The sequence below is a fragment of the Phytohabitans rumicis genome, from assembly GCF_011764445.1.
Taxonomy (GTDB): Bacteria; Actinomycetota; Actinomycetes; order Mycobacteriales; family Micromonosporaceae; genus Phytohabitans; species Phytohabitans rumicis.
This window is the reverse complement of the sequence record NZ_BLPG01000001.1, coordinates 9,067,839-9,092,062: the sequence shown is the minus strand read 5'-3', so window position 1 is coordinate 9,092,062 and position 24,224 is coordinate 9,067,839. Positions and strand designations below refer to the sequence as shown.

Annotated in this window: 21 protein-coding genes and 1 pseudogene; 16 read left to right on the top strand and 6 right to left on the bottom strand. The window is 71.6% G+C overall.

The features are described 5' to 3' along the window. Positions 1-130: 130 nt before the first annotated feature. Entirely contained in the window at positions 131-832 is a 702-nt protein-coding gene (locus tag Prum_RS41275; RefSeq protein WP_246278450.1) for a peptidylprolyl isomerase, read from the bottom strand. A gap of 124 nt (positions 833-956) precedes the next feature. Then, positions 957-1,619, bottom strand: a complete 663-nt coding sequence (locus Prum_RS41270) for a phosphatase PAP2 family protein (protein ID WP_173082535.1) — start codon at positions 1,617-1,619, stop codon at positions 957-959. Positions 1,620-1,688: 69 nt separating this feature from the next. Between Prum_RS41270 and Prum_RS41265 the strand changes: the two genes are divergently transcribed. Together Prum_RS41265 and Prum_RS41260 are read left to right on the top strand one after the other, a co-directional pair. Then, entirely contained in the window at positions 1,689-2,108 is a 420-nt protein-coding gene (locus Prum_RS41265) for a MarR family winged helix-turn-helix transcriptional regulator (protein WP_173082533.1), read from the top strand. An 80-nt stretch (positions 2,109-2,188) separates the two neighbouring features. After that, positions 2,189-3,322, top strand: a complete 1,134-nt coding sequence (locus tag Prum_RS41260; protein ID WP_246278704.1) for an epoxide hydrolase family protein — start codon at positions 2,189-2,191, stop codon at positions 3,320-3,322. Here Prum_RS41260 and Prum_RS41255 read toward each other — a convergent pair. Continuing rightward, positions 3,255-4,136 (bottom strand): AfsR/SARP family transcriptional regulator, encoded by an 882-nt coding sequence (locus tag Prum_RS41255; protein WP_173082531.1) that lies wholly within the window; start codon positions 4,134-4,136, stop codon positions 3,255-3,257. The two genes, Prum_RS41260 and Prum_RS41255, sit on opposite strands and share 68 nt — an antisense overlap. A 199-nt stretch (positions 4,137-4,335) precedes the next feature. On the opposite strand from Prum_RS41255, the gene Prum_RS41250 reads away from it, so the two are divergent. The 4 genes and pseudogenes from Prum_RS41250 (at position 4,336) to Prum_RS41230 (ending at position 7,190) form a co-directional block, all read left to right on the top strand. Next, positions 4,336-4,866: a hypothetical protein gene (locus Prum_RS41250; RefSeq protein WP_173082530.1), complete on the top strand. Its 531-nt coding sequence runs from the start codon at positions 4,336-4,338 to the stop codon at positions 4,864-4,866. 90 nt (positions 4,867-4,956) lie between these two features. Continuing rightward, positions 4,957-5,720: pseudogene (locus tag Prum_RS41245) on the top strand (AfsR/SARP family transcriptional regulator). Between the two features lie 31 nt (positions 5,721-5,751). Next, positions 5,752-6,969: a glycosyltransferase family 39 protein gene (locus Prum_RS41235; RefSeq protein ID WP_173082524.1), complete on the top strand. Its 1,218-nt coding sequence runs from the start codon at positions 5,752-5,754 to the stop codon at positions 6,967-6,969. 80 nt (positions 6,970-7,049) lie between these two features. Continuing rightward, entirely contained in the window at positions 7,050-7,190 is a 141-nt protein-coding gene (locus Prum_RS41230; RefSeq protein WP_173082522.1) for a hypothetical protein, read from the top strand. 7 nt (positions 7,191-7,197) lie between these two features. On the opposite strand, the gene Prum_RS41225 is transcribed toward Prum_RS41230, so the two are convergent. Next, the gene (locus Prum_RS41225; protein WP_246278449.1) at positions 7,198-8,217 is read right to left on the bottom strand and encodes a TerC family protein; all 1,020 of its coding nucleotides are present in this window, start codon (positions 8,215-8,217) and stop codon (positions 7,198-7,200) included. Between the two features lie 83 nt (positions 8,218-8,300). Between Prum_RS41225 and Prum_RS41220 the strand changes: the two genes are divergently transcribed. From Prum_RS41220 to ppk2, 4 genes are read left to right on the top strand one after another with little or no spacing between them, the layout of a single operon-like run. Next, complete coding sequence (locus Prum_RS41220; RefSeq protein ID WP_173082520.1) at positions 8,301-8,915, top strand: Hsp70 family protein; 615 nt, start codon at positions 8,301-8,303, stop codon at positions 8,913-8,915. Then, entirely contained in the window at positions 8,819-10,534 is a 1,716-nt protein-coding gene (locus Prum_RS41215; protein WP_173082518.1) for an Hsp70 family protein, read from the top strand. Before Prum_RS41220 ends, Prum_RS41215 begins: the two co-directional genes overlap by 97 nt. 19 nt (positions 10,535-10,553) lie before the next feature. Continuing rightward, a complete protein-coding gene (locus Prum_RS41210; protein WP_218577605.1) occupies positions 10,554-12,242 on the top strand; it encodes a SulP family inorganic anion transporter in 1,689 nt (562 codons plus the stop codon). Positions 12,243-12,261: 19 nt separating this feature from the next. Continuing rightward, on the top strand, positions 12,262-13,068 hold the full coding sequence (gene ppk2, locus Prum_RS41205; protein ID WP_173082516.1) for a polyphosphate kinase 2: 807 nt from the start codon (positions 12,262-12,264) through the stop codon (positions 13,066-13,068). On the opposite strand, the gene Prum_RS41200 is transcribed toward ppk2, so the two are convergent. After that, positions 13,063-14,025: a GlxA family transcriptional regulator gene (locus Prum_RS41200; protein WP_173082514.1), complete on the bottom strand. Its 963-nt coding sequence runs from the start codon at positions 14,023-14,025 to the stop codon at positions 13,063-13,065. The two genes, ppk2 and Prum_RS41200, sit on opposite strands and share 6 nt — an antisense overlap. 68 nt (positions 14,026-14,093) lie before the next feature. Between Prum_RS41200 and Prum_RS41195 the strand changes: the two genes are divergently transcribed. Beyond that, positions 14,094-15,467 carry a hypothetical protein gene (locus Prum_RS41195; RefSeq protein WP_173082512.1) on the top strand — a complete coding sequence of 458 codons (1,374 nt, stop codon included), beginning with the start codon at positions 14,094-14,096 and terminating at the stop codon, positions 15,465-15,467. Between the two features lie 6 nt (positions 15,468-15,473). Here the strand turns inward: Prum_RS41195 and Prum_RS41190 are convergent, their stop codons facing one another. Next, positions 15,474-16,259: a YaaA family protein gene (locus tag Prum_RS41190; RefSeq protein WP_173082510.1), complete on the bottom strand. Its 786-nt coding sequence runs from the start codon at positions 16,257-16,259 to the stop codon at positions 15,474-15,476. A gap of 562 nt (positions 16,260-16,821) precedes the next feature. Here Prum_RS41190 and Prum_RS41185 point away from each other — a divergent pair. The 5 genes from Prum_RS41185 to fxsT are packed head-to-tail and all read left to right on the top strand — an operon-like array spanning position 16,822 to position 24,219. Continuing rightward, on the top strand, positions 16,822-18,849 hold the full coding sequence (locus Prum_RS41185) for a VMAP-C domain-containing protein (RefSeq protein WP_173082508.1): 2,028 nt from the start codon (positions 16,822-16,824) through the stop codon (positions 18,847-18,849). Continuing rightward, on the top strand, positions 18,846-19,901 hold the full coding sequence (locus Prum_RS41180; protein ID WP_246278447.1) for an AAA family ATPase: 1,056 nt from the start codon (positions 18,846-18,848) through the stop codon (positions 19,899-19,901). Before Prum_RS41185 ends, Prum_RS41180 begins: the two co-directional genes overlap by 4 nt. Positions 19,902-19,913: 12 nt before the next feature. Continuing rightward, positions 19,914-20,570 (top strand): hypothetical protein, encoded by a 657-nt coding sequence (locus Prum_RS41175; RefSeq protein WP_173082506.1) that lies wholly within the window; start codon positions 19,914-19,916, stop codon positions 20,568-20,570. Between the two features lie 23 nt (positions 20,571-20,593). Continuing rightward, positions 20,594-21,871 carry an SAV_2336 N-terminal domain-related protein gene (locus Prum_RS52850; protein ID WP_246278446.1) on the top strand — a complete coding sequence of 426 codons (1,278 nt, stop codon included), beginning with the start codon at positions 20,594-20,596 and terminating at the stop codon, positions 21,869-21,871. Continuing rightward, positions 21,766-24,219 carry an FxSxx-COOH system tetratricopeptide repeat protein gene (gene fxsT, locus Prum_RS41170; RefSeq protein ID WP_246278703.1) on the top strand — a complete coding sequence of 818 codons (2,454 nt, stop codon included), beginning with the start codon at positions 21,766-21,768 and terminating at the stop codon, positions 24,217-24,219. The genes Prum_RS52850 and fxsT overlap by 106 nt, the downstream gene beginning before the upstream one ends. Positions 24,220-24,224: the final 5 nt, after the last annotated feature.

Genomic DNA, 24,224 nt, shown 5'->3' with positions numbered 1-24,224 from the left:
AGCACGACCATATGCCCTTGATCGACGCACGAATCCTTGATCGACGCAGCCCCCGCGACGCGCGAACGCAGCCGCGCGACGGCGAAAGCGGCCCGCGCACCGAGGGCGAGCGCGTGCCGGGGAGGCGGTGTTAGTCGACGGTGACCGTCTCGAAGGTGAGGGGGATCTTGGGTTGGCCGCCGCCGGCGGTGCTGGACGCGTCGTGGCCGCCGGCGGCGATCTGCTCGACGATGTCCAGTCCGGCGGTGACCGTGCCGAACGGCGTGTAGGCCGGACTCAGCGTGCTGTCGCGGAAGACGATGAAGAACTGGCTGCCGTTGGTGCCGGCCCCCGCGTTCGCCATGGCCACCACGCCACGGGTGTACGTCGCGCCGGCGAGGTTCTCGTCGCCGAACTGGTAGTCCGGCCCGCCTCGGCCGGTGCCGCTGGGGTCGCCGCACTGCAGCACGAAGATGCCCTCGGTGACCAGGCGGTGGCAGCTCGTGCCGTCGAAGAACCGCTTGGCGGCAAGGTGCTGGAAGCTGGCCACCGTGCACGGCGTGGCCGCGCGGTCCATCGCGATGGTGATGTCGCCGCGGTTGGTGGTGATCCGCATCGTGGCCTTGCCGGCGCGGGGAGCTCCGTCGAAGTCGGGCGGCCCCACCGCCTTGATGTCGGGGCCGGCCGACGTGCTCGTGGCGGTGCAGGACGAGGACGTCGAGGCCGGCGAGGATGTCGCCACCCCGGTCGGGCTGGTCGTGACCGAGGCCGCGCCCGGATCCGGGTCCGAGTCCTGGTTGGCGAGGTACACGGCGGCGCCCGCCGCGCAGCCCAGGCACAGCAGGAGCAGCACCGCCCCGCCGACCGCCAGCCCGATGATCAGGCCGCGCCGGCTCTTGGCTGGCGGTTGCGGCGAGTACGGCGGCTGTGGCGGGTATGGCTGGTACGGCTGGCCAGGTGGGGCGGGGGTGCGTAGGTCACCGCGTGAGGGTACCGGCCGGCGTCGAGGTGCCGGCGTGCTCCAGCGGGAGGCGGGCGAGCGTACGCCGCAGGGCCAGGCCGAGCAGCAGCCCGGCGGCGCAGTCGGTGAGCCAGTGGTAGCCGAGGTACGTCACGGCCACGAAGACGATGAGCACCGGGGCGAGCAGCACGGCGCGCCGGGTCCGTACGCCCAGCGGCCGGCGCAGCAGGCGTTCGGCCAGCACGACCAGGACGGGGTACCAGATGACCGTGTTGACCACGTGCCCGGACGGGTACGACCACCCCGCGTCGTTGGCGAAGAGTTCCACCGCGTCGTGCCACGGCGCGTGCGGTGCGGACCGGTCGATCAGGATCTTCAGCGGCACCACGACGGCGTAGCTGGCCGCGGCGGTGACGAGGACCAGCAGGACCGGGCGGGGCGTGCGGTCCCGCACGGCCAGCAGGGCGGCCACGACGAGCAGGATCGAGGCGATGAGGTTGGCCGAGCCGAGGAAGTAGAGGCCCTTCGCCGCGACCCGCAGCGCCTCGGGGCGGTGCGCGTCGCACCAGTCCCGGACGGCGATGTCGGCGTCGAGGAACGCACCCGCCGCGAGGGCCCCGGTCAGGACGGCGAAGCCGGCGACGAGCCCGGCGTCCACCCGCCATCCGTACCGGCCCACCCGTCCACCTTACGGGTACCCGGCCGCAACCGTTAAGCAACTTATATAAGTTAGTGATACGGTTTCGCCATGCTGAGCGTCCCCGAGCTGACCTCCACGCTGGAGGAGTTCACCCGGATGTTCATCCGGTTGCCGTCGGTGCAGCGGTTGAGCTTCACGACACTGTCGGTGCTGCACACGCTCGCCGGCCGCGGCCCGAAGCGGCTGGCCGAGCTGACCGCCAGCGAGCAGGTCACCCAGCCGGCGATCACGCAGATCGTGACGAGGCTGGAGCGCGACGGCCTGGTCGAGCGCCGGCCCGACCCGTCCGACGGCCGCGCGGTGCTCGTGCACATCACCCCGGCCGGATCGGCCATTGTGGACGGCCGGCGGGCCGACCGGGTCGCGCACCTCGCCGACCTCACCAGCCGGCTGACCCCGGCCGAGCGGGCCGCCATCGCGGCCGCCCTGCCCGCCCTGGCCCGCCTGGTGAAACTCAACGAACGGTAGGAGAAGACCATGCAGCCGACACCCATCCACGTACCCGATGAGGTGCTCGCCGACCTGCGGCGGCGCCTGGAGCTGACCCGCTGGCCCGACGACGCGGGCAACGAGGACGGGTACTACGGGTCAAGCGCGCCTACCTACAGGGGCTCGTCGAGTACTGGCACACCGGGTACGACTGGCGCGCGGCCGAGGCGGCCATCAACGCGTACGAGCACTACCGGGTCGACGTCGACGGCGTGCCGGTGCACTTCATGCGCAAGCCCGGCACCGGACCCCGGCCGATCCCGCTCATCCTCACCCACGGCTGGCCCTGGACGTTCTGGCACTGGTCCAAAGTGGTCGATCCGCTCGCCGACCCGGGCGCGTACGGCGGCGACCCGGCCGACGCGTTCGAGGTGATCGTCCCGTCGTTTCCCGGCTTCGGGTTCTCCACGCCGCTGCCCGACCACCCGGACATGAACTTCTGGAAGGTCGCCGACCTCTGGCACACCCTCATGACGAAGACCCTCGGCCACCGGCGGTACGCGGCCGCGGGCTGCGACGTCGGGGCGCTGGTGACCGGCCAGCTCGGTCACAAGTACGCCGACGAGCTGTACGCCATCCACATTGGATCCGGGCAGAAGCTGAGCATGTTCAACGGCGACCGGGCCTGGGACCTGTCCGGCGGCCAGCCCATCCCGGACGGCCTGCCCGACGACGTCCACGCCCGGATCGTCGCGCTGGACAGGCGCTTCGCCGTCCACCTCGCCGCCCACGTGCTCGACCCGGGCACCCTGGCGTACGGGCTGTCCGACTCCCCCGCCGGGATGCTCGCGTGGATCCTGCGCCGCTGGGCCAACTGGAGCGACAACGGCGGCGACCTCGAGTCCGTCTTCACCCGGGACGACCTGCTCACCCACGCCACGATCTACTGGGTCGGCAACAGCATCGGCACCTCGATCCGCACGTACGCCAACAACAACCGCTACCCGTGGACCCCGTCCCACGACCGGCGGCCGGCCGTCGAGGCGCCCACCGGCATCACGTTCATCGGCTACGAGAACCCGCCCGGCGTCACCACCGACGGGCGGGTCGCGCACTTCCTCGCCAGCGAGCGCGGCGGCTGGTACAACCACGTCAACCTCACCGTGCACGAGCGTGGCGGCCACTTCATCCCGTGGGAGATCCCCGATCTGTGGGTGGACGACCTGCGCCGGACACTACGCGGGCGGCGCTGAGCCGGCGCCGGGTCAGCCGCAGCCGGCGCGGGTGCCGCCGGGCCGGCCTCGGGCGCCGGATCACCGCCGCGGGCGCGGCCACCGCCGGGTCGTCGGTCAGCACGGCGCGGTGCGCGGCCACCAGTTCCCGGCCCGGCCCGACCCCGAGCCGGTCCACCAGGACCTCCCGCACCGCCTGGTACGCCTCCAGCGCCTCGGCCTGCCGGCCCGAGCGGTACAGGGCCACCATCAGCCGGCACCACAGCGACTCACGCAGCGGCTGTTGCGCCGTCAGGCCCCGCAGGTGGGCCACCAGATCGGCGTGCCCGCCCGCGGCGAGCAGCAGGTCGACCCGGCGCTCGGCCGCGGCGAACCACTCCTCGGTCAGCCCCGGTCCGTACTCGCCGGCGAGCGCCTCCGATCCCACGTCCTGCAGCGGCTCGCCGCGCCAGCAGGCCAGCGCGCGGTCGAGCAGTGCCAGCTCCGCGGCGCCCGCCGCCGACCGGGCCGAGCTCACCAGCGCACGGAACTGGAACACGTCCACCGCCTGGGCGGGGACCGCCAGCGTGTACCCGCCGCGGGTGCCGGTGATGACGTCCATGCCGACGTCCTGCCGTACCCGGGTCACCACAGTGGACAAAGCCCGCCGGGCCAGCGCCGGGATGTCCTCGGCCCAGGCGTAGCGGGCCAGTGCGTCGATGCTGACCACCCGCCCGGGGGCGAGCGCGAGCGCGGCGAGGATCACCCGCCGCCGCGGCGCGGCGAGCGCCACCGTCCGTCCGTCCGCCACTACCCGGACCGGGCCGAGCAGGCCGACCTCAAGAGCACCGTTCACAGCACCCCCGTGTTGCTACCTGCCATGTACAACCACCCCGTTGGTTTGCGTACGCCGCGATACAAGCACAGTGGCATACCCGTGTCTGCGCCTCGCAAGATCATCGGCCGGATTCGTTGCGCTATCACGCAACGCCGCAGGCCGCCGCGGGTATGTCGGTGAAACCGATATGAAGGCGGCTCCGCCTACTCTTCCGGCCATGAGGCAAGCCGTGCTACATCGCTGGCCGAGCGCGCTCGGGCTGGCCGCCGCGGCGTTCCAGTTGGCCACCGGCGCGGACCGGGACTCCGTCGCGATCGTGATCGCCGTCGCGACGCTGTGCTATCTCGGCGCCGCCGCGCTCGACCGGCCGTGGATCGCCTGGGCCGGGGTCCTCGGCGCCAGCGTGGTCGTCACCGTCTGCGAGCTTGCCGGACTGCCGTGGTGGGCCGGCCTCGGCCTCACCGCCCTGGCCCTGCTCGGCGCCGGCCTCGCCGGCGGGGCGCCCCGGCCGGCGCTGACCGCACAGACCCTCGCCCTCGCCGGGTACGGCGGGTTGGCCATGACCGCGCTGGTCGTCGCTCCCCGCGCCGGCCTGGCGCTGGCCGGTGTCACGCTGGCCGCCCACGCCGCGTGGGACGTCGTCCACTATCGACGCAACACCGTGGTTCCCCGGTCGCTGGCCGAGTTCTGCGTGCTCCTCGACGTACCCCTGGGAATAGGCGCGATCGTCCTGGCGGTGGTCGACTGACCCGGTGCCCGGCGGACCGGCGTCCCAGGATTCCGGACATCGCCGCGCCGGCGGCGGGCGTCCGCACGGTCCACGACGGACAGTGGTGCGGTGACGGGGAATGCGGTCGGCACGGGGGTGCCGCTGATCGGGGTGTTGGGTTCGCTGACGGTGTCGGTGCGCGGGCGGCCGGTGGTGCCGACGGCATCGAGGCTCCGCACGATGCTGGCGGTGCTGGCGCTGGCCGCGGGCGAGCCGGTGCCGATCGGGCGGCTGGCCGCCGCCGTGTGGGGAGACGACCCGCCGCAGGACGTCCGCCGGACCACCCAGGTGTACGTCGCGCGGCTGCGCCGCCTGCTGGGCGCGGAGCTGATCCGCACGGTGCCGGCCGGGTACGCGCTGATGGTCGAGCCGGACAACGTGGACGCCCGGCTGTTCGTCCGGCTGGTCGACGCGGCCGCCCGCGCGACCGAACCCGATACCGAGCGGGCCTTGCTGGTGGCGGCGCTGGCGCTGTGGCGCGGCGACCCGTTCCAGGACGCGCGGTCGGCCTGGCTGGACCGGGTGGAGGCGCCGCGGCTGGTGGACCGGCGGCTGGCGGCGCTGGAACGGCGGATCGAGCTCGATCTGGCGGACCCGAGCCCGGCGCTGGTGGCCGAGTTGCAGGGCCTGACCGCCCGATACCCGCTCCGGGAACGCTTCTGGGCCAGCTGATGACCGCCCTGCACCGCGCCGGCCGGCAGGGCGAGGCGCTGGCCGCGTACCAGCGGCTGTACCGGCTGCTCACCGAGGAGTTGGGCATCGAGCCAGGCCCGGCGGTACGCGCGGTGCACCGCCGCGTCCTGGGGCAGGCCACGGTCGGCGGCCCGCGCTGACGCGGTTGCCTGCCTACGGGCATGCACCCATGTGAGCCACACACTCAAGCGGGCGGCACCTGCCCTGTTTTCCGCACTGGCGATGCTCGTCACCGGCGCCGTCGGACTCGGCCACCCCGCGCTGGGCTGGGACGAGAACGCCACGCACCTGGTCGGCCAGCGCAGCGTCGAGGACATCCTGCGGCAGGCCGGCGCCATGGACGGGGTCATCACGCCGTACTACCTGTTCATGCATTGCTGGACCGCCGTCTTCGGCACGTCCGAGATCGCGCTGCGGGCCCCGTCGCTGATCGCGATGGCGGCGGGCGTGGGCGTCGCGGCGGAACTGGGCCGGCGGCTGCTCGATCCGGCGGTCGGGCTCGTCGCCGGCCTGATCCTGGCGACGCTCCCACCGCTGTCCCGGTACGCCCAGGACGCCCGCGCCTACGGCTTCGCCTTCCTGCTCGCGACGCTCGCGACGCTGCTGTTCTACGAGGCGGTGCGGCGTCCAGGATGGTGGCGCTGGATCGGGTACGCCGCGACGGTGCTGCTGCTCGGCCTGGCGCACATCCTCGGCCTGCTGGTGCTCGCCGGCCACGCGTGGGCACTGGCCACCCGCTGGTGGCACGACCGGGACCGGGACCGGCGGCTCCTGCGCGCCGTGCCGGCGACCGCCGTGGCGCTGCTTCTCGTGGCGCCGCTGGTCGTGCTCGGCTTGGGCCAGCGCGGCGACCAGCTGGACTGGATGGCCCCGGTGACGCTGGGCACCGTGCGCGCGGCGCCGGGGAGCCTGGCCGGCTCGGGCACGGCCGCCCTGCTGCTGGCGCTCGCCGCACTGCTCGCGGTGGTCCGCCGGCCCGAACGCCGGCTGGTCGCGGAGCTACTCGTGGCGGTGACGGTGCCGCCGGTGTTGCTGCTGGGCGTGTCGTTCCTGCTGGATCCACTGTGGATGCCGCGGTACGCCCTCTTCGTCCTGGCCCCCGCGGCCCTGCTCGCGGCGGCGGGCCTGCGGACGGTACGGCCACCCGCGACGCCCTACCTCGCCGGTGCCCTGCTGGCCGCGCTGACCCTGGCGGCCCTGCCCGCGCACCGGACGCTACGCGGTCCCGCCGCCCACCACGGCCCGGACTTCCGCGCCGCGGCCCGGGTCGTCGCCGACCACCAGCGCGCGGGCGACGGCATCGTCTACCACCCCGCGGGCGCTGGTCGCTCCGCGCCGGCATCGACTACTACCTGCCGGGCGACGCCGCCCCGACCGACCTGTTACTGACCCGCCCGGCCGCCGACGCCGGCCGGCTCGACGCCGAGCAGTGCCCGGATCCGGTGCCCTGCCTCGGCGACACCGGGCGCGTGTGGCTCTTCCGGATGTGGTCCTCCGGCACCCCGTTGGATGGCGCCGGCGCCCTGGGCCGGGCGCTGGGCGACGGCTACCGCATGGTCGGGCTGTGGCAGGTCACCAAGGGCACCGTCGCACTCTTCGAACGACGGTGACGGCCGGTCATTGACGCGGTTCGTTGCGCTCGTTCACGGGAGTGGCGCGCAGCGAGCCGGCGTGGGCGCGCGCGGTCGGGTCGCGGCGGACCTTGACGAGGCTGGCGACGGTGGTGACGGTGAGGACCACCCCGATCACGCCCAGGGACAGCGCGGTGCTGACCTCGGGCACGCTGTCGTCGATGTCCTTGTGGGCCCAGTGCAGGACCAGCTTGACCCCGATGAACGCCAGGATGATGGCCAGGCCCGTGGACAGGTAGACCAGCCGGTCGAGCAGCCCGCTGACCAGGAAGTACAGCGCGCGCAGGCCGAGCAGGGCGAACGCGTTCGCGGTGAACACCAGGTACGGCTCCTCGGTGACGCCGAAGACCGCCGGGATCGAGTCGAGGGCGAAGAGCAGGTCGGTGCTGCCGATGGCGACCAGCACGATGAACAGCGGCGTCACGGCACGGCGGCCGTCCAGGCGGGTGAACAGCCGGCCGCCGGAGTACCCGTCCGTGACCGGCAGGACCCGGCGGGTGGCCCGGACCAGCACGTTCTCCTGCACGTCGGGGTCCTCGTCGCGGTGCCGGAAGAGCTGCACCGCGGTGAAGATCAGCAGGAGGCCGAAGACCAGGAACATGAACGTGAACAGGTTCAGCAGCGCGGCGCCCAGCAGGATGAACGCGGCCCGCATGATCAGCGCCAGGATGATGCCGAAGGTGAGCACCTTGTGCTGATACTGGGCCGGCACCGCGAACGTGCTCATGATGATGACGAACACGAACAGGTTGTCGACCGACAGGCTCTTCTCGACGATGTAGCCGGCGAAGTACTGGGTGCCGAATTCGCCGCCGTGCTGCGCGATGAGCACCAGCCCGAACCCGATCGCCACCGCGATGTAGAACAGCGACCAGGCGACGGCCTCCTTGAAGCCGATCACGTGCGGGCGTACCGCCGCCAGGGCCAGGTCCACAGCCAGTAGGCCGAGGATCAAACCGATCGTGACCAGCCATGCGACCGCACCGACGTCCACTGTCTCCTCCAATCGGCGAGCGTCCACTTGATCATAACGGGACAAACGATCACTAGCATGGCGGATCGGTTGACGGGCGTCGCTACGGTAGCGGCGTGTATGGATATGAATCCTCTCGGCTCGGCATCGACTTCGGGACGACACACACCGTCGCGGCCCTCACGGTGCAGGGCGCGCGCGTACAACAGTTGCTTTTCGACTCCGGTCCGCTGCTGTCCTCCGCGGTGTACGGCGAAGATGACCGGCCCCTGCTCGTGGGGCGCGACGCCCACCGCGGCGCCCGGGTCGACCCGACCCGCTTCGAGCCCAACCCCAAGCGTCGCATAGACGACGGGACCGTCCTGCTCGGCACCCGCGAGTACCCCGTGGCCGAGCTCGTGGCCGCCGTGCTGCGCCGGGTCGCCGCCGAGGCCGCCCGGGTCGGCGGCGGATCACCGGGGGCCACCGTTCTGACGTACCCGGCGAATTGGGCCACGACCAGGCGCGGCGTGCTCGCGGAGGCCGCCCAGCGCGCGGGCCTCGGGCAGTTGACCCTCGTGCCGGAGCCGGTCGCGGCGGCGGCCTACTTCACGACGGTGCTCGGCCGCCCGGTGCCCCCGGCGCCGCCCTGGTGGTGTACGACTTCGGCGCCGGCACGTTCGACACCAGCGTGCTGCGCCGCCGGCCCGACCAGGTGTGGGAGGTGCTCGCCAGCGACGGCGTCGACGTAGGCGGCCTGGACCTGGACGCCGCCGTGGTCGACCTGGTCGGCGAGGCGATGGCCACGCGCGACCCCGCACTGTGGGCGCGGCTGCGCGAGTCCGACGACGAGGCGGTACGCCGCCAGCGGCACACCCTCTTCGAGGAGGCCCGCGCGGTGAAGGAGCAGCTGTCCCGGGCGCCGTCGGCGACGGTGCACGTGCCGCTGTTCGACACGCACGTGCACGTGACGCGGGAGCAGTTCGAGGCGCTGGCCCGGCCGTGGCTGGCGCGTACCGTCGACCTGACCGCCGCGGCCCTGGCCCGCACCGGCCTGGCCGCCGACCAGGTCGCCGGGCTGTTCCTCGTCGGCGGATCGAGCCGGATCCCGCTGGTCGGCACGATGCTGCACCAGCGCCTCGGCATCGCGCCGACGGTCATCGAGCAGCCCGAACTCGTGGTCGCGCTGGGCAGCCTGGACGCCCTGCCCGGCGGCCGGCCCGCGGCCGCACCCGTCTCCGCGCCGCCGCCGCTCGCGCCCGTCTCCGCCGCCCCGATCTCGGCCACGCCGGTATCCCCCGTCGTACCCGCCTCGGCGGTCCCCACCGCCGGCCCGCCGCCCGTCCCGCTGTGGCCCACCCCGCCCCCGCTCACCAAGCCACCGGCCCGGCGGACCCGGCCCCGCATCGGGTACGCCCTCGCCGCGGCCGCGGTCCTGCTGGTGAGCGCGGGCGCGGTCGCCAGCTACCAGTTGCTCGGCAACGACACGGGCGGCGACAACACCGGCAACAACACCGGTAACGGCACCGGGGCGAGCCCCGACAGCAGCATCGTCGTCGGCGCCAAGCCGCAGGAGAACGACGCCCAGGCCGGCGCCGCCCGGCAGACCGCGAAGATCGACAAAACCGTGTGGTACGGCGGCTTCAAGCTGACCTTCGGCACCGCCCAGTACGACGACTCCCAGGACCCGCCGCTCACCATCGGCGTGACCCTGGAGAACCTGACCGACCGGCAGGAGTACCCGGACGTGGACCTCGTGGTCAAGCTCGGCGCCCAGAGCTACGAGGGCGGGTTCGAGGGCAGCAACCCCGTGCCCGCCCGGGCCACCAGCAACGGCACGGCGGCGTTCCGGCTCCCGGAGCGGCCGGAGCGCCTGACCGACGGCGTCCTGACGGTCGGGCGGGCCGGACTGCTCCAGGCGATTGTCCCGTTCGGCGGCGACGGCGAATTCGTCCCGCTGGAACCGAAGACCGTGCTGACCAACAAATCCGTGTCGGCGGGCGCCCTGACCATGACGGTCGCCAGGTGCGAGATCCGCGGCGACAACCTGGAAACCGGCTATCAGGTCAAGGACGGGCAGCGCCACCTGTCCTGCCGGATCGACATCAAGTACCACGGCGCGGACAACCGGCCCGGCGGGCAGAACATCGACACCGGGAACTTCCGCCTCCGCCTCCCCGACAAGCGCACCGTCGAGGCCCCGCTGCCCGGCACGTCCGCGCTGCTCAACCCGGACGAGGTAGCCAAGGACGAGGCGCTGATCTTCACATTGACGTGGCCCGCGCCGGGCGACTACGCCCTGCAGCTGCTCGACCTGGGCTGGCTCAACCACGACCCCCGTCCGCGAAAAACACCCGCGAAATCCCCCTAACCCTGACGTAGGTCCCGGGGTGCGACGATGCCAAGGTGATCACGTTGCTGCCGGGGCTCGCCCAGTTGCGCCGGTACCAGAGGTCCTGGCTGCGGGCGACCTGCTCGCCGGGCTCACCGTCGCGGCGTACCTGGTGCCCCAGGTGATGGCGTACGCGGGGCTGGCCGGCCTGCCGCCGGTGACCGGGCTGTGGGCGATCCTGGCACCGCTGGCGCTGTACGCGCTGCTCGGCTCGTCGCGTCAGCTGTCGGTCGGGCCGGAGTCCACCACCGCGCTGATGACCGCGACCGCCGTCGCCCCGCTGGCCGCCGGCGACCCGGGCCGGTACGCGGCGCTCGCGGCCACGCTCGCCGTGGTCGTCGGGGTGCTGTGCCTCATCGCGTACGCCGTCCGGCTGGGCTTCCTGGCCGATCTGCTGTCCCGGCCGATCCTGGTCGGCTACATGGCCGGCGTCGCCCTCATCATGATCTCCGGACAGCTCGGCAAGCTCACCGGCGTACCCGTCGAGGGCGACACCTTCGCCGCGGAGCTGGCCTCGTTCGTGTCCAACCTGGACGATATGCACACGGCGACGCTGCTGTTCGCGCTCGCGGTCCTGGCGTTCCTGTTCCTGGCCGCCTGGCGCTTCCCCAGCCTGCCGACGCCGCTGCTCGCCGTGCTGCTGGCCACCGCCGCCGTCGCGATGTTCGACCTGGAACGCCGCGGCATCTCGGTCGTCGGCCCGATCCCGGAGGGCCTGCCCACCCCGACGCTGCCCGATCTCGGCGACATGCGGGACCTGCTGCTGCCGGCGGTCGGCGTGCTGGTCGTCGGCTACACCGACACCGTGCTGACCGCCCGCTCCTTCGCCGAGCGGGGCGGCTACGAGGTCGACACCAACCAGGAACTGCTGGCGCTCGGCGCGGCGAACGTCGGCGCCGGCGTGCTGCGCGGCTTCCCGATCAGCAGCAGCGGCAGCCGCACCGCGCTCGGCGCCGCGGCGGGCAGCCGTACCCAGGTCTATTCGCTCGTCGCGCTGGCGGCGGTGCTCGGCGTCCTGCTGCTGCTCGGACCCCTGCTGGAACGCTTCCCCACCGCCGCGCTCGGCGCCCTCATCGTGTACGCCGCGGTCCGCCTCATCGACGTGCCCGGCTTCCGCAAGCTCGCCGCGTTCCGGCGGACCGAGCTGGCGCTGGCCGTCGCGGCGTGCACGGGCGTGCTGGTCTTCGACATCCTGTACGGCATCCTCGTCGCCGTCGGCCTGTCGGTCGCCGAGATGCTGCACCGGGTGGCCCGCCCGCACGACGCCGTCCAGGGGCTCGTGCCCGACCTGGCCGGCATGCACGACATCGACGACTATCCACAAGCGACGACCATCCCCGGCCTCGTGGTCTACCGGTACGACTCGCCGCTGTTCTTCGCCAACGCCGAGGACTTCCGGCGCCGCGCCCTCGCCGCCGTCGACGACCAGCCGGACCCGGTGGCCTGGTTCGTGCTCAACACCGAGGCCAATGTGGAGGTCGACAGCACCGGTCTGGACGCCCTCGACCTGGTGCGCGCCGAGCTGACCGGGCGCGGCATCGTCTTCGCCCTGGCCCGGGTCAAGCAGGACCTGCTCGACGACCTCACCGCGTTCGGGCTCACCGCGTCCGTCGGCGCGGACCGCATCTTTCCCACCCTGCCCACCGCGGTGGCCGCGTACCAGGAATGGCGGCGCACGCAGGGATAGCCCGGGCTACGGTGAGCGGATGGCACGTAAGACCGAGCGGCTCCCGCGCAAGATCTACGAGGAGGAGCTCTTCCGCCTCCAGGGCGAGCTGGTCAAGCTCCAGGAGTGGGTACGGGTGGAGGGCGCCCGCGTCGTGGTGATCTTCGAGGGACGGGACGCCGCCGGCAAGGGCGGGTCGGTCAAGCGGGTCGCCGAGTACCTCAACCCCCGCATCGCGCGGATCACCGCACTGCCCGCGCCGACCGAGCGGCAGCGCACCCAGTGGTACTTCCAGCGGTACGTGGAGCACCTGCCGGCCGCCGGGGAGATCGTGCTGTTCGACCGCAGCTGGTACAACCGGGCCGGTGTGGAACGGGTCATGGGCTTCTGCACCGAGGCCGAGTACCAGCGGTTCCTGCACCAGTGCCCGATCTTCGAGGAGCTGCTGGTGCAGGACGGCATCCTGCTGCGCAAGTACTGGTTCTCGGTCAGCGACGCCGAGCAGGAGCGCCGATTCCGGGCCCGGCTGGACGACCCGATGCGGCGCTGGAAACTGTCCCCTATGGACCTGGAGTCGATCACCCGGTGGGAGGACTACTCCCGCGCCAAGGACGAGATGATGGCCCGCACCGACCGGCCCGAGACCCCGTGGTACGACGTGGAGAGCGACGACAAGCGGCGGGCCCGGATCAACATGATCGCCCACCTGCTCTCGACCGTGCCCTACTACGAGGTCGAGCGCCCGCCGCTGCGGCTGCCCGAGCGCCCACCCGCCGGCGGCTACCAGCGGCCGTCGCGCAAGGCCATCACGTACGTGCCGGACCACGCCGCCACGCTGGAGTCATGAGCTCTGGTGGTCGAGCCGGTACCGCGAGGGCGGCACCGAGTAGTGCGTGAGGAACGCCTGCCGCAGCGTCTCCGTCGTACCGAACCCGCACCGCCGCGCCACCGCCGCCACGGGCAGCTCGGTCGACGTCAACAGGTGCGCGGCCGCCTCGGTCCGCGCCCGGCGTACGTACTGCGCGGGCGCCTCGTGGACGTACGTGAGGAACAGCCGGGACAGGTGCCGCTCACTGACGCCGGCGATGGCGGCCAGCGCGGAGATGCTCAGGTCGTCGCCGAGGTGGCTCACGATGTGGTTGGTCGTCCGGCGTACCACGAGGTCGTCGGTGGACCGGCGGGCCAGGAACATGCTCATCTGCGCCTGCGCCCCGGGCCGTTGCAGGTACGCGACCACGCCGAGCGCGACGCCCCGGGCCAGCGCCATCCCGTGGTCCTCCTCGATGAACGCCAGGGTCAGGTCGAGCGCGCTGGTGACCCCGCCGGACGTCGCGATGTGGCCGTCCCGGATGTAGATCGGATCCGGGTCGACCTGGACCTCGGGATAGCTGCGGGCCAGCTGCTCGGCGTACATCCAGTGGGTGGTGGCGCGGCGGTTGGTCAACAGCCCGGCCTCGGCCAGCACGGTCGCCCCGGTGCAGACCGACGCCACCCGGCGGGCCAGCGTGGCCAGCCGCCGGACGTGGCCGACCAGCAGTTGGCTGGCCGCGGCCTGGGTGTGGCCAAGGCCGCCGGAGATCAGCAGCGTGTCCATCGGGGCGTTGAACCGCTCCAGCGCCGCCTGCGCGTGCAGCTGTAGCCCCGAATCGCACGTGATGCTGTGCTCGCCGGGCGTGGCCAGCACGGCCCGGTACGGCGGGTTGGCGCCGATCCTGTTCGCGATGTCCAGGCTGGACGTGACGCAGGCGATGTCGAGCAGTTCCGCCCCGTCGTAGCCGACCACCAGGATGACCCGTTCCTGCATTCCTCAACGCTACTGGTCGCCACGCTCGTCGATGTCTCGGTAGGATGTGCCCGCTGCTGGAGGGGGCCATGTCCTTCAAAGAGGTATTGCGCGAGAAGGTCCACGAGCTCAAGGGCGAGGCGCTCGACGCGTACGCCGCCGAGCTGGAACGGCGCGGCCTGGGCTTCGACGCCGACGGCGAGCTGCTCTCCCTGCCGGACAGCAGCTATCCGGGGTACGCGCTGGAGTACATCCAGGCCGAGCGGGACGCGTACCGGCGCTTCACCCAGTCCCTCGACGAGCTGGTGACCCGGTTCGAGGGCTACTACGAGCTGAGCCCGCACCCGTTCACGGTCATGCGCGACAAGCTCGGCGGCCGGCACGAGGACGAGGGCCACTCGTGGACGCCGTACGGAAAGGTGCACCGCGCGGCGGACCAGTGGGTCGGCGACGTCAAGGTGATGATCGACTGGGAGGACTGGGCGGGCGACGGCGCGGCGGCCTTCCTGCTGACCTTCATCGCCCCGTTCGAGACGGCGGCGGCGCAGCAGATGGCCTGCCTGCGGGAGCTCACGGTCATCACGGAGTCGTACCGGCAGGCCGCCCTGAAGGGCCAGAAGGACCTCATCAACATCGCCAGGCTCGGCATCGCCGCCTTCGCCGCGATCAACCCGACCAGCGCCAACACCGACCCCGCCGCGCCCGGCTGGGGCAACACCTTCAGCCTGTTCAGCATCGTGCTCAGCGCCGTCGGGCTGACGATCGCCACCGGCGGCGCCGACATCGTCATCGGCGGCACCTCCCTCGCGTTCAGCACCGTGTCGACGCTGATGTCGGTGACCGAGGAGACCGACCCCGGGCAGATGGTCGTCACCGGCGCCACGGCCCAGGACGTCGTGCTGTCGACGTGGGACGCGCTCACCGAGTTCGACCGCCGGCTGGCCGACAACGACGACGTGATCCGCGGCGCGCTGGACACCGACCTGAACAGCACGACCTGCTACGCGAGCCCCACGCTCGCGCGCGAACCCAACCCGGGCATCACCATCGGCGACGACACGTTCCGCACGATGTCCGTCCAGTCCGTGCCCGGCACCCCGATCGGACGCGACAAGGTCGTGGTGTCCATCATGGAGCTCTACCGGGCCGGATACGTCGACCTGCCCAACGCCGCCGACCTCTACCAGCAGGCCCGCGACGTCCTGTACCAACTGGAGATCCCCTTCGACCAGACCTTCCTGGCACCGACGTCGTATCCGCTGTTCAACACCGCGCGCGACCGCCTCCGCGACGTGTTCACGTACGTCGAGAACGATCTTCGCTACGTGGCCACCGCGCTGATCGAGGCCGCCGACTGCTACCACCTGACCGACGAGCAGGGCGCGGAGGTGATCCGGCAGAAGGACCTGCTGGTGCCGCCGGCCGGCCCGCACGTCCCGGGGATCGTGTCCGGCATATCGTAGAGCGGCTCAGGTCAGCCGGACCGACAGGCCCTTGCCGCCGAACTCCCGGCACACGAAGGCCGGCTCGTTCGGCGAGCTGAGCGACTCGTCGTACCGGTAGCCGATGTCGGCGAACTCACGGATCGCCGCGGCGGTGTCCGTGACCCGTTCGGTGACGAGCCAGCGGGCGAAGCAACCACGGGCGATCTTCGCGTGGACCACGACGAACTTGGGCCGCTTGGACGCGGGGTCGACGGTGAGGAACGTCGGCGTCACCACCCGGTCCGGGTCGACGTGCGGCAGCACGGTCCGGCTGTACTCGTTGGCGGCGAGGTTGACGATGCGGCCGGACCCGGGCAGCTGCTCGGCGATCGCGGTGCCCCAGAACTGGTAGAGATTCTTGGCGACGCCGGGTGCGAGCCGGTGGCCCATCTCCAGCCGGTACGGGCTGATGCCGTCGAAGGGGCGCAGGATCCCGTACAGCCCGGACAGGATGCGCAGGTGCGCGTCCGCGTACGCCCGGTCGGCCGGGTCGAACGAGTCGACCCGCAGTCCACTGTAGATGTCACCGACGAAGCTGCCGGCCGCCGGTGCCTGCTGGTCCGCCGCGGTGCTCCACGCGGCGTACTGCCGGCCGGTCTTGGCCGCCAGATCGGCGGACACGGCCATGACCCGCGCGAGCTGCTCGTGCGACAGCGTCCGCACGTGCGCGACGAGCTCCTCCGCCCGGTCCAGGAGCACCGGCGTGCCGGTCGGCGCGGGGCCGGACGCCGGCGGGCGCATGGTCTTCGAGCTGTGCATCAAGATGATCACGGGCCGCCTGCCGCCTCCGGTGCTCGCCGTCTCCGACTCAAGGTCATTATGCCCGCCGCCGCCCGGGACCAAAGCACACGGGGTGACCGCGCCGATGCCCGGGCCATTGGGCGCGAGACAGGCAATTGGACAACATCAATAATGCACGTATTTGATATTCGCCGGGGATCCTCCGATCATCGTTTTGTCGATCGTGGAAGTGGCCGCCGTGGTGATCCCAACGATTCAGATCATTCGGATGCCGATCTCACTTTCGGCACGTAAGAGGGATTCCGGCGGACAGCCACCTGTACGACCGACGGTTCCTTTGTCATACTGTGGATCCCCTTTCCCTGTGCGGTCGCAGTCTTGATCCTTTTTCAGGATTGGAGTACGTCGAGTTGGCGTGGAGGAAGATCGACTCTGGAATAACGCAATGGGCAGTCCACTCGGCGCCTTCTCCGCGGCGGTGAACTGAAATGGCGCCCGCCTCGACTCCCCGGCTCGAGGCAACAAATCAGAGTCGAGTTGGTGGGACGTCACGATCGGAATCATCGCCCCACTGGCGGTCGAGGGAGCGGCGATGTCCGCGCTGCTGCGGGACGCCGTCGTGGTGCGAGTGGACGACGACCCGCACGACTACCGGATCGGCCACCTGGACAGCATCGACCCGAACCGGCCACACCGCGTGGCGCTGACCACGATGGCCCTGGACAACACCCGCAACGCCGCGACGACCTGCACAGACCTCCTGCGGACGTTCCCGAGCATCCGCTGTGTCCTGCTCACCGGGATCGCCGGCGGGGTACCCGCGCCACAACACCCGGAGCGTCACGTCCGCCTCGGCGACGTCGTGGTGCCGGTCAGCGGGGTCGTCGACTATGGACATACCAGGGAACGCGCCGGCGTCGCCGAGCCGCGGCGCCCGCTCGGCGGCCTGTCGATGGCGATGCTCCGCGCCGTGCGGCGCATCCAACAGTCGGCCTACACCGGCGCCCCGCCGGCCTGGCAGGAGTGGCTCCTGCCGGCCCGGGAGCAGCCGATGGCCACGTTCGCCCGGCCGCCGGCCACGACCGACCAACTCCACGCCGGCGACAACATGATCGACCACCCGGCCCCCGCGGCGAGCGGCCATGTCGACGGCGAGCCGAAGATCCACTATGGCCGGATCGGCTGCGCCGACGTCCTGCAGATGGACGAGAAACGCCGCGACGACCTGGCCACCCGACACGAGGTGCTGGCGTTCGAGATGGAGTCCGCCGGGGTCGCGGCGAGCGCGACAAGCCGCGGCGTGGAGTGGTTCATGGTGCGGGGCGTGGTCGACTACTGCGACCGGCACAAGACCGACCGCTGGCACCCGTACGCGTCACTGACCGCGGCCGGGTTCACCCGCCGCCTGCTCGCCGACTGCCGGCCCTTTCCGGTGTGGCGCACCGTGACCGGCAGCGGCGTCATCGCGCTCATGTCCGACCAGCAGGCGGACCGCCTGGTGGCGCTGCTCGACGAGGCACCACCGCTGGACCTACCGAGGCTGTGGCGGGCGGCGGTGGGCAACGCCGTACCGATGCCGGCGGCACCGCCGGACAACGTCACCGATCTCTTCCACCATCTGCTGGGGGTCAACGCGAATGCCGAGAACCTGCCGCCGGCGCTCGCCGCGGCCGAGGAAGTGGCCACCCACTGCGACAGCCGGCTCGCGTCCCGGATCCGCGACTGCGTCGACCAGGTGGCCCTCCAGTTGCAGATCGTCGAGGCGGTACGCCGCCGCCGCGGGCTCGCCGGTCCGCGCGCGCAGCCCCAGCCACCGGACCCGGCGCCCGCGGCTCCTATCCGCCCCTGCCTGCTGATCCAGATCGAGCGCGACGGGATCGACCAGCAGGCGTGCGAGGTCAGGTACTGGATCCAGCGGCGCTCGGACAGCTGGGACCCGGAGCCGGGCGAGCCCCGCCGGACCACCTTCCAGCGGGTGGAGCGGGTGATGCAGGAGGCGATCCGGCACGCCGAATCCGTGTGGCGGGACGGGCAGGGCCCGTTCGAGATCGAACTGTTGCTGCCGACCGACTTGTTGCACGAGGCGGTCGAGTGGTGGCGTACGGAGTTGGAAGAGCCGGCACCGACCCCGCTGTGCCTCGACTACCCCATCGTCGTACGCAGCCTGGACCGGATGCGCGCCACCTTTCGCCACCGGGTGTGGGCCGACCGGTGGAAGGCGCTGTGGCGGCCGCCGGCCCGGCACCGGCTCTACTGGGGGCGCCCGGCTACGGACGACAGCCTCGATCAGTGGAACGCCGTACTGCGCACGGACACCGAGATAACCACCGTCTCGCTCGGCACCTCGCCCGAGCGGTCCGAAGGCGGCGCCGAGCTACGGTCTGCCCTCAACGCGGGCGTGCCGGTCATCCTGTGGGACCGCCGCGTCCCGCTGGACAGCAGCACGATCCGGCTGATCGAAAAACTCGCCGAAGACGAGCCCGAACTGCTGCGCGACCGGCTCGCGGAGCTGCGCCGGGCGGCGGCGACGGCGGCCGACCAGCCGCACCACCCGGGGCGCCACCTGGCACTGCTCTGGGACGACCCGGAGCGAACCGTATACGAAGGGCCGAGATCGTGACCGATGTCGATGACCGCATCACCGTCCACGACGGCGGCCGCCGCGCTCCGGCCTGGTGGCGTTACCGCGGCGACGGCATCCCGGCAGACGACGATGCGCGCACCCGGCTGCCGGATCCGCCGCGGTGGCGTACTTTTCGCGGCCATCCAGCCCAGCCGGCCCCGCCGGACGACGAGGATGTCGACCGCAAGCTCGGCCAGATCGACTCGGACCGGTTACGCCGGCCCTCGCGCCGGGAGGGCGACATGGTGAACGCCGCCATCCTGCTGCGCAGACCGCTGCTGGTCACCGGGCTGCCCGGCACGGGAAAGTCGAGCATCGCCTTCCGGATCGCCCGAGAGCTCCGGCTCGGCCGCGTGCTCCAGTGGCCGATCACCAGCCGGACGACCCTGCGCGCGGGCCTGTACGAGTACGACGCCATTGGTCGCGCGCAGGCCGCGAAGGAAGCCGCCGACGGACCGGCCGGCCCGGATGTGAGCATCGGCGACTTCGTCCGGCTGGGTCCGCTCGGCACGGCGCTGCTCGGCTATCCCCGACCGCGGGTGCTGCTCATCGACGAGCTCGACAAGAGCGACATCGACCTGCCCAACGACCTGCTGCACACCTTCGAGAACGGCGAGTTCACCGTTCCCGAGCTCGTCCGGGCACGGCGGCGCGAGCCGGAGGTGTCGGTGTACACCGACGACCCGGACCGCACCGCGACCGTGCGGGACGGGTGGGTGCGCTGCCACGCGTTCCCGATCGTCGTCATTACCAGCAACGGCGAGCGCGAGTTTCCGCCGGCCTTCCTACGCCGCTGCCTGCGCCTGGAGTTGCAGCCACCGGACGCGGACGACCTGGCCGTGATGATCCGCGCGCAGCTACCCGAGCTCGGCGACGAGCAACGCGGGCTCATCGACGACTTCCTCGCCCGGATGTCGAGCGACGCTCTCGCCCGCGATCAGCTGCTGAACGCGGTGTTCCTGACCACCTCCGGCGCGTACGCCGACGACGGCGAGGGCTGGCAGAGCCTCATCTCGGCGGTGTGGCACTCGCTGTCGGCAGAACGCTGACGGAGGTCCACAGTGGACCATGACGACGGGACCAACGGCTACTCCGGTCCGCCCAGCTGGCAGGAACTGGCGGACGCCCTATGGCTGGCCGCGACCGCCCAGAGCGACCTGCCACACACTCCCGCGGCACCTTTCACCGAGACCGCGGGGCCGCCGCCGGTCGGTCCGGCTTCCAGCACCGACCCCGCCACCCACCTTCCGGCGGATACCCAGCCACCCGGCGCCCCAGACCTTCCGGCGGGCTCCGGCTCCGATCCGGTCCGCACCCGGACGGAGACGTTCGACGTCGAGGAGCTGGGCGAGCCCATGGTCGCGGCGCTGCCAGGGAGCCAGCGGATCGGCCGGGCGCTGCGGCCGTTCAAACGCCGGGTGCTGTCGGCAACCGAGACGGAGCCGGATGAGGAGGCAACCGCCGACTACGCCGCGGACACCGATCTGTGGATGCCGCAGAGCCGTCCGCTGCAGGCCCGCTGGCTCAGCCTCGTCCTGGTGCTGGACGGCAGCCCGTCGATGGCGGTGTGGCGGCCGACGATGACAGCGCTGCGTTTCCTGTTGGAGCGGCATGGCGCCTTTCGCAGTGTCCGCACTTTCCTGCTGTCGCCGGGCGATGGCATGGAGGGCCCCGCGTCCGCGGGCTGGGTGGGGGGACCCGCAGCCCGGCCGAGCTGATCGATCCCGCCGGCCGCCAGGTGATGCTGGTGTTCACGGACGGCACGAGTCCGCTGTGGACAGACCCGCGGACCGATGGGCTGCTTCGCATGTGGGGCGGCTCAGGACCGCTGGCGATCCTCAACCCGTTCCCACAGGCACACTGGCACCGCACCGGCCTACTGCCGAGGCGCTGCCGGCTCCGCGCGCCGCGCGCGGTCTCCGCCAACGACCGGCTCCGCATCCGGTACCCGGACGAGTACGCCGACCCGTTCACACCGCCGGCCGACCAGCGGTCGCTACCGGTACCCGTGCTCGAACTGGACGCCCGGTGGATCGGGTGGTGGGCGCGGCTGGTGACCGGCAAGACGAGCTGGGTGGATGGCGTCGTCCACGCGGTCGACCCCGCGGCGCGCCTGCTGCCCGAGCCGCCGCAGCAGGTCTCCCCCGGCGACCGGGTGAGCCGGTTCCGGAAGGCGACCTCCGCGACGACCTTCCGGCTCGCCACATACGTCGCCGCCGCGCCCCTGGACCTGCCGCTGCTACGGCGGGTCCAGCAGGCGATGCTGCCCAACTCCGCCCCGCACCATCTCGCCGAGGTGGTGACCAGCGATCTGGTCGTCTGGAACGCCGACACCAACCAGATCGACTTCGTCACCGGCGTACGCGAGGCGTTGCTGGCCTGCTCCACCCGCGACGACTCGGGGCGGGTGATCCGGACGATCGCCGCGCACCACCGTCCGGGCGGTGGCGGGCGCACCTTCACCCGGGTCATCGATGCCCCGGACGAAACCCCAGACCTCCCCGTCACGGCGGAGACGCTGCCGATGGCACGGATCGAACTCGCCGTACTCAACGCCCTGTCCGGGCCCTACGCCCGCCGCGCCCACCGCTTGCGGCGTGCGATCGACGCCGCCGAACGCGGTACCGACCAACCCCCCGGCACGCCCCGCCCCCGACTGGCCCGCCGAACCGGGCGGCAGTCGCCGCCCCCGGTGCATCAGACATCGGTGACCTCGAAGACGGTGATGCTCCCATGCCCACCCGCCCCGACCCCGACCGCCCGCTCGAAGACCCAGGATTCCTGCCGCCGTCGTACTGGGATCCGGCGGAACTGCCCGACGACGACCCCATCCAGTCGCTGCGGGCATTTCTCGAAGGGCCGGAGCATGAGACCGGCCCGGAAGTGTGGGGCGACATTCCCACCCGAAATCCGGTGTTCACCGGGCGTCGGGCCTTGCTGGAACAGTTGGAGCGCAGGCTCGAGACACAACGGGTCGCCGCCGTGCTGCCGCAGGCGCTACACGGCGAGGGTGGCGTAGGAAAATCACAAATCGCTATCGAGTACGCCTACCGCCATCGCGGCGACTACGACGTGATCTGGTGGGTGCCCTCCGAGCGGCCGGCGCAGATCCTCGCCTCCATCATCGAACTCGGCAACCGCCTGGGGATGGACGTCGGCAATGAGGTGATCACCGCCGTGCCCAAGGTCCGGGAGGCGCTGCGCGCCGGCACCCCGCACCCCAATTGGCTATTGATCTTCGACAATGCCGAGACTCCGGAAACGGTACGGGAATACATTCCCGAGGCCGGCACCGGCAAGGTGATCGTCACATCGAGGCGACAAGAGTGGGGCCAGATCAGCGAAACGCTCGAGGTGGACGTCTTCGATCGTTCGGAAAGCATGGAACTGTTGCAGGCGCGCAATCCCCAACTCGACGGCGTGGACGCCGACCGGCTCGCGGCGGCGCTCGGCGACCTTCCGCTCGCGATCGAGCACGCATCGGCCTGGGTGGCCACGACGGGAATGGCGGTCGACGAGTATTTGGAACTGCTCGCCCAGAAGCGCGACGAATTGACGATGGTGGTATCTTCGCCCGGCTACGAAATGCCCGTCGCAGCGGCGGCCAACGTGGCGCTCGACCGGCTCGCCACCGAAAATCCGGCGGCTCTTCAGCTTCTGCAGGTCTGCTCGTTCTTCGCCCCCGAGCCGATCGACTGGGACCTGTTCACCGGTCCGCGGAGCACTCCGATCGCGACGGAGCTCGATGAGGCTCTGCAGGACGCGAGCCAGTTCGACCGGGCCCTGCGCGATATCCAGCGGTACGTCCTGGCCAAGATCGACCATCGCAGCCAGACCCTGCAACTGCACCGTCTCGTCCAGGCGGTGCTGCGCGGCCGGATGCCGGACACCCAACGCGGTCCGATCGAGCACGGGGCACACATCCTGCTGGCCGGCGGCGGCAAGCCCGGCGAGCCGAGCGACCAGGCGCACTGGCTGCGCTACCAGGCCCTCGCATCACACCTCACCGCCTCCAACGCCACCCGCTGCGAGGAGTACTGGGCCCGCGAGCTCGTCCTCAACCTCATCGAGTTCTACTACTACTGGGGCGACTACCGCAGCGGGCGCAACCTCGCCCAGCAGGTCGTCGAGGAGTGGCGTGCGATGCCCGGCCTCGGCGCGGACCACCGCCAGACGCTGAAGGCGGAGAAGTGGCTCGCGTACTACTGGTGGGCGGAGGGCGAGTTCAACAAGGCCACCGAAATCACCACCGAGAGCCTCGACCGGTACCGGCGGACCGTCGGATCCGACCATCCAGAGACGATCGATGCGATGAACATGGTGGCCCTCACCCACCGCGCGTCCGGCCGGTTCTCCGCCGCCCGCGACACCGACCTGGAGGCGTTCGAGCGGGCCGGACGGGTGTTCGGCGAGGACCACCCGAACACCTTGCGGGCGGCGCACAGCCTCGGCGTGAGCCTGCGCCTGACGGGTGAATTCCGCACCGCGCGGCGGCTGGACGGCCACACGTACCGCAAGCGCGTCACCGTCCTCGGGCACGACCACCCGGAGACGCTGCGGACGCTGAACAACCTCACCATCGACGAACGCGAGTGCGGCGACTACGTGCGCTCGCGCCGGCTGGTGGAGAACCTCTACCAGCGGTACGTGGGGCTGTTCGGCGTCGGGCACCCCGAGACGATCAAGATCGCCCGCAACCTCGCCGTCGCCCGCCGCCGCTCCGGAGACCACGAGTCCGCGTACAAGCTGGCCGAGGACACCATGAGCCGCTTCGAGGAGCGGTTCGGGCCGCTGCACCACGACGCCATCGCCGCCGCGCTGAACTTCGCGGTCGACATCAGGGAGACCGGTGCCCTGGAACGCGCGCGGGAGCTGGCCGACCTGACCGCGGCCCGATACCACTCGACGCTCGGCGCCGAACACCCGTACACCTTGTACGCCCGGACGAACCTCGGCGTGGTGCTCCGGCTGCTCGGGGAAGTGCGCGCGGCCAGCGAACACAACGAGTCCTCCTGGCGGACGCTCAACCGGTTGCTCGGCCCGGGACACGTCCTCACCCTCACCTGCGCGATCAACCTGGCCAGCGACCGGATAGCCATGGGAGATCCGGCCGGCGCCCACGAACTCGACGCGCAGACCCTCCATCACTCCCGGCAGATCATTGGCGCCGACCACCCATCGACGCTGGCCTGCGCGCTCAATCTCGCCCTGGACCTGGTCGCGTTGAACCGGGACGCCGAGGGCGAGTCCCTGTTCGACGAGACCCTCCGGACGTACAACGACGTGCTCGGCGCGGGGCACCCCGCGATCGCGGCGGCACGCGACCGCGCCCGCGCGAACTGCGACGTGGATCCGATGCCGCTGTAAGGCGC